Annotated in this window: 5 protein-coding genes; 4 read left to right on the forward strand and 1 reads right to left on the reverse strand. The window is 70.9% G+C overall.

From position 1 onward, the window contains the following. Together IJH84_RS25035 and IJH84_RS25040 are read left to right on the forward strand one after the other, a co-directional pair. Nucleotides 1-619: CoA transferase (locus tag IJH84_RS25035; protein WP_295149748.1), on the forward strand; the 619-nt coding region annotated here is incomplete at its 5' end. A gap of 304 nt (nucleotides 620-923) precedes the next feature. After that, nucleotides 924-1,853 carry a hypothetical protein gene (locus tag IJH84_RS25040; protein ID WP_295149750.1) on the forward strand — a complete coding sequence of 310 codons (930 nt, stop codon included), beginning with the start codon at nucleotides 924-926 and terminating at the stop codon, nucleotides 1,851-1,853. Between the two features lie 366 nt (nucleotides 1,854-2,219). On the opposite strand, the gene IJH84_RS25045 is transcribed toward IJH84_RS25040, so the two are convergent. Beyond that, nucleotides 2,220-3,341: an enolase C-terminal domain-like protein gene (locus IJH84_RS25045; protein WP_295149753.1), complete on the reverse strand. Its 1,122-nt coding sequence runs from the start codon at nucleotides 3,339-3,341 to the stop codon at nucleotides 2,220-2,222. Between the two features lie 146 nt (nucleotides 3,342-3,487). On the opposite strand from IJH84_RS25045, the gene IJH84_RS25050 reads away from it, so the two are divergent. Together IJH84_RS25050 and IJH84_RS25055 are read left to right on the forward strand one after the other, a co-directional pair. After that, entirely contained in the window at nucleotides 3,488-4,495 is a 1,008-nt protein-coding gene (locus IJH84_RS25050) for an SDR family oxidoreductase (protein ID WP_295149755.1), read from the forward strand. Then, nucleotides 4,492-5,820: glycoside hydrolase family 15 protein (locus tag IJH84_RS25055; protein WP_295149757.1), on the forward strand; the 1,329-nt coding region annotated here is incomplete at its 3' end. The genes IJH84_RS25050 and IJH84_RS25055, both read left to right, overlap by 4 nt.

Here is a 5,820-nt window from a genome sequence, read left to right on the forward strand (position 1 = left end):
GATGGCGGGCACCCTCGGGTTCCTGAGCGAAGCGGAGCTAAACGGCACCTCGCGGGACCCGATCGGCAACCACATCTACGGCACGTTCGGCAGGGACTTCCGCTGTTCGGACGGCGGACGGTTCATGGTGGTGGCGCTCACCGGACGGCATTGGCGGGACCTGGTGTCGCTGACCGGCATGTCCGAAGCGGTGTCCGCGCTGGAAGGTGCGCTGGGCACGGATTTCTCCGCCGAGGCCGAGCGGTACGAGTACCGCGAAGCCCTGGCGGGATTGTTCCAGCGCTGGTTCGACTCGCGGACGAGCGAGCAGGCACGTGCGGCGCTGGCCGGGACTTCGTTGCTGTGGGCGCCTTATCGCAGCTTCGCCGCGACCGTGGACGCGCTGCGCAGCCCCGGCCGCGCGAATCCGCTGATGTCGACGCTGGACCAGCCCGGAATCGGGCCGCACTTGGCGCCGGGCTCTCCCATGCGGTTCGGCGGAGCGTACGAATCGGCCGAGGCCGCACCGATTCTCGGTCAGCACACCGCCCAGGTGCTCGCCGACGAGCTGGGCATGTCCGCCGAACGGATCGCCGCGCTGCGCACCGAATCCGCCGTCCAGCAAGCCGACGACCTCTGAACTCCCGGCATTCGCACGGTGATCCATTGTGCACGGTGCGTATCGGGCGCCGCCGGACTGCGGCGGAGGGATGGCCGACTCCCCGCCGAGCACTGGCAGCCTGCGAATCCTCCGACTTGCCCCGCGACGACGCGACCTGAACCGCACTCGAAGTCCATTTCGGACTTTCCGGTCCGGCTTCGCCCGAGCACGCGCTGAAAAGGCTTGCCCCGGGCGGGTTTAGCATCCCCACGGCTCGTGGAAGCTCCCCTGGCGGCTCGTCGATCAGCGAGCCCGCCGACCCGGGAAGGAATGTGATCCGAGAGTGACCGCGCACGCGCGCAACGTGGCCGCTTCATGGGTGCTCGCGCTCACCGCACCGCTGGCCGCGTGCGGCGCAACACCCCCTGCACCGCCCGCCGAACCACCGCCCGCACCGGCGCTGCGGCCACCGCCACCGGAGCCGGAACTACCCGGAGGCGGCCGCACCGTGCTGCCCGAGCACCGGATGGTCGGCTTCTCCGGAGCGCCGGGCAGCGCCGCGCTCGGGCCACTGCACGGCGATCTGGACGCGGCCGGTCAGCAGATCGACCGGCAGGCGCAGGATTACACGCAGAACAAGCGGCCGCTGCCGGTCTTCGAGCTGATCGCCACCCGCGCCACGTCCAGCCCCGGCCAGGACGGGCAGTACCGCGCGCGGTCCTCGGACTCCACCATCGACGAGCACCTCGCCGCGGCCCGCAGGTACGGCGCGGTGCTGCTGCTGGGAATCCAGCCCGGTCGCGCGGATTTCCTCGACGAGGTGCGGCACTACGACCGCTGGCTCGCCGAACCGGACGTGGGTCTCGCGCTCGACCCGGAGTGGGCGGTCGGCCCGGACGAAACGCCCGGTGACGTGTTCGGCACGACCACCGGCGGCGAGCTCAACGCGGTGGCCGACCACGTCTCCGCGATCGCGCGGGAGCACTCGCTGCCGCAGAAGCCGCTGATCTACCACCAGTTGTCGCCATCGGTGGTGCGCGACGAGCAGGATTTGGCGCCGCACCCGGAGCTCGCGCTGGTCAAGTCGATGGACGGGATCGGCTCGCCGGAGCTGAAGAAGCAGGCGTGGGACAAGCTGGTGACGACGAAACCGCCGCACGTCGCCACCGGGATCAAGCTGTTCTTCCAGGAGGACACCCGCAGCGGGCCGCTCATGACGCCCCCGGAAGTGCTGGGCCTGCAGCCCGCACCGGACTACGTGCTGTACGAGTGAGCGCCTTCCGCCGCGCGTCGAGAGTCCGTTGTGGACGGTTATCACTGGCGTCCTCCGCCGGTGGAACATCCTTGTCCACACGACTTCCCGCACCACCAGGCGGTCGGCGGCGAGCGCCTCGTCCCAGGCGTTGCCGATCTCCTGCGGACTGTCGCAACGAATTCCGCCGTCCGCGTTCGTCATCAGCTCGTGACTGGCGGTGAGCCCAGCAGCGGATGAAATCGCGGTCCGGGCCATGGTGATCGGACTTTCGTCGTCTGCGGCGGTTCCGCTTCAGGGTGCGAGCGCCCCGTGCGTCCTGCAATCGCCACGCTCGTCATCGGTTTTCTCCCGGTGCGGCAGCGGTTTCCGTGCTTCGCGGGACGATCAGCGGGACGCTGCGGTGCCGCCGGTGCGGTACCTGTCCGCATCGGCCCATCGAACCTGCAACCCGAGCCCGCTGCGGCTGCGATCCGGGCGCAGCGCACCACCGGACGGGTCGAGCATGCCGTCGAACAGAAGTGCCTCGATGCGGGTGTGGTCGTGGAAGTACTCCAGGTGCCGCATCCGCCGCACGGCGCAGAAAGCGTGCGCCGATACCGCCGGGGCGCAGTGCGCGGAGATGTCGACGTGGTGGCTCGCGGCCGCGCCCGCGACTTCCAGCAGCCCGGTGATTCCGCCGCAGCGCGTGACGTCCGCCTGCAGGCAGTCGACGGCCCCCGCTTCGAGCAGGTCGGCGAAATCTCCCAGAACGAACCCGTATTCGCCCGCGGCGACATCCATCCCCGGAGGCCCGAGGTCGCGCACCAACCGCAGTCCTTCGCGGTCGGCGGAACTCACCGGTTCCTCGAACCACGCCACGCCCCACTCCGCGCGGAACCGGTGCGCCCAGTGCACCGCCTGCTTGCGGCTCAGCGCGCCATTCGCGTCAGCGAACAAACCCACGTCGTCGCCCAGCGCGTCGCGCACGGCCGAAAGCCGCTGCGGGTCTCGCTCGGGATCGCGGGATGTTTTCAGCTTGACGCTGCCGATGCCCTGCTCGACCCACCCGGTGAGCTGGTCGACCAGCCGCTCGGTGGAGTAGTTGGTGAACCCGCCGCTGCCGTAGACGGGGATCTCGTGGTGAAAAGCGGGCAACACCAGGAAAAGCGGTGCGTCGAGCAGCCGCGCTTTGAGATCCCACAGCGCGATGTCGACGGCGGCCACCGCCATCGCACCAGCGCCGCTTCGTCCGGCGTTGCGGATCGCCGCGTTCATCCGTTCCCAGGCCGCGGCCGGGGACAGCGCGTCCTGCCCGAGCACGACGTCGGCGAGCTGGGATCGGATGAAGGTCGCGACGGACACGTCTCCGTAGGTGTAGCCGATGCCGGAGCGCCCGCCGCCGTGCGCTTGCACCAGCACGACCGTCGTGGAGCTCCACACGAGCGTCCCGTCCGATTCCTGCCCGTCCGGCCCGTCGGTGGGAATCCGGAAGGCGTGCACGTCCACGCGATCGACACTCGGCGCCACGACGGCCTCCATATCGGCTTCCGACCGTCCGGCTTTACCCCGCTTGCCCGCGCAGGAAAACGTCTCCGCTGCGGCCGAAGGAGTTTTTCCGCCGTGCTGCGGGTAGTCCGCTGTGGCGAGGTCCTGCGTCGGCGAGAAGGAGGACCATGCCAGCGAGCGAAGTCGTCGTGGTGACCGGTGCCAGCGCCGGCGTGGGACGGGCCGTGGCCCGCGCCTACGCGCGGCGGGGAGCCCGGATCGCGTTGTTCGCGCGCGGAGCGGGCGGGCTCGCGGCCGCTGCCGACGAAGTGCGCGAACTGGGCGGGACCGCGTTGCCGCGGCCGGTCGACGTGGCCGAGCACGACCAGCTCGACCGGGCCGCCGGCGAGGCCGAGGCGAACCTCGGTCCGATCGACGTGTGGATCAACGCCGCGTTCAGCACGGTCTTCGGCACTTTCGACGAGCTGAGCCCGGAAGAGTACGCCCGCGCCACGCAGGTCACCTACCTCGGCTTCGTGCACGGCACCATGGCCGCACTGCGCCGGATGCGGCCGCGGGACCGCGGTGTCGTGGTCCAGGTCGGTTCGGCGCTGGCATATCGCGGCGTCCCGCTGCAAACCGTCTACTGTGGAGCCAAGCATGCGATCCAGGGCTTCCACGAGTCGCTGCGCTGCGAGCTGCTGCACGAACGCAGCGGCGTGCAGGTGACCATGGTGCAGCTTCCCGGCCTGAACACGCCCCAGTTCTCGTGGGCGCGGTCCAAACTGCCGCACCACCCGCAGCCGGTGCCGCCGATCTACCAGCCCGAACTGGCCGCCGACGCGGTGCTGCGCGCGGCCGACCGGCCACGGCGCCGGGAGTACTGGGTGGGCGGTAGCACCGTCGGTACCCTGCTCGCCAACTCGGTGGCGCCCGGCCTGCTGGACCGCTACCTGGCGCGCACCGGTTTCTCGTCCCAGCAGAACTCCGATGTGGACGATTCCGCAAGAGTCGACAACCTCTTCGAGCCGGCAGACGCCGCGGAAGGACGGGATTTCGGCGCACACGGCGCGTTCGGCGCAACCGCGCACTCCCGAAGTCCACAGTGGTGGGTCGCGCGCAACCAGGCGCTCTTGGCGCTCGGCGGTGCTATACTGGCCGGTGTCGGTGCCGTGTTGGCGAGGTCCCGGCGTTGAGCGCCGACTGGCACCGCTTTCCCCCGCACGTCCTGCGGGAGTACTCGGTGCTGGCGGACGGGTACCGGGGCGCGCTGTGCGGGCCGCGCGGCGACATCGCCTGGATGTGCGCACCGAAGTGGCACGACAGCGCGGTCTTCTCGGCGTTGCTCGGCGGCGCCGGGGTCTACGCGATCAACCCGGTCGAACCCTGCGTGTGGGGCGGTTCCTACGAGCCCCGGACGTTGATCTGGCGGAACCGCTGGATCACCACGTCGACAGTGGTCGAATGCCGGGAAGCGTTGGCATACCCGGGAAATCCCGACCGGGTCGTGTTGCTGCGACGGATCGAGGCGGCCGCGCGGACCGCTCGGGTGCGCGTCGAGCTCGATGTGCGGGCTGGCTTCGGCGAACACGCCATGCGCGAGCTGTCGCAGGACGACAGCGGCCGGTGGTCCGGGCGCAGCGGAGATCTCGCGCTGCGCTGGAGCGGAGCCGCCGAAGCTGTCCCGGACCGGTACGGCGTGCTGCGCTGCGAACTCGAAGTCCCCGCCGGAGAGCACCGGGACATCGTGCTGGAGCTGTGCCGCGGATCGCCCGGCTCCCCGTCGGATCCCGTCGCGGCCTGGCGCACGACCGAAACGGCCTGGCGGGACAGCGTCCCGGATCTCGCCGAGGCGGCCGGAGTTCCGGACGCGACCCACGCCTACGCCGTGCTGCGCGGGCTAACCGCTCCCGGCGGCGGGATGGTCGCCGCCGCCACCACGTCCCTGCCGGAACGGGCCGAAGAAGGACGCAACTACGACTACCGCTTCTCCTGGGTCCGCGACCAGTGCTACGCGGGCATCGCCGCAGCGGCCGCGGGCGGTGCGCCCGTGCTCGATGACGCCACGGCGTTCCTCACCGCGCGCGTGCTCGAAGACGCCGACGCACTGCGCCCCGCCTACACCATCGACGGCGGCCCGGTCCCGGACGAGCGGCGCCTGGACCTGCCGGGATATCCGGGCGGGCAAATCGTGGTCAGCGGCAACCGCGCCACCCGGCAGTTCCAGCTCGACTCCTACGGCGAGGTGCTGCAACTGCTCGCGGCCGCCGAGCAGCACGAGCGCCTGGACGCCGACGGGCGCCGCGCCGTGCGGGTGGCCACGGACGCGATCGGAAAGCACTGGCGCGAACCGGAAGCGGGCGTGTGGGAACTCGACGAACGCTGGTGGACGCACTCGCGGCTGGCCTGCGTGGCCGGTTTGCGCGGTGCGTGCCGGGCCGCGCCCAGCGCCCGGGATTCGCGGGACATGCTCGAACTGGCCGACGCGATCATGGCCGAGACCGCGCGGCGCTGCCTGCAC

This window comes from Saccharopolyspora sp. (assembly GCF_017434145.1).
Classification (GTDB): Bacteria; Actinomycetota; Actinomycetes; order Mycobacteriales; family Pseudonocardiaceae; genus Saccharopolyspora_C; species Saccharopolyspora_C galaxeae.

Coding starts and splice junctions, on each gene's coding strand:
- IJH84_RS25050 (WP_295149755.1), top strand. CDS start 3,488: ATGCCAGCGAGCGAAGTCGTCGTGGTGACCGGTGCCAGCGCCGGCGTG.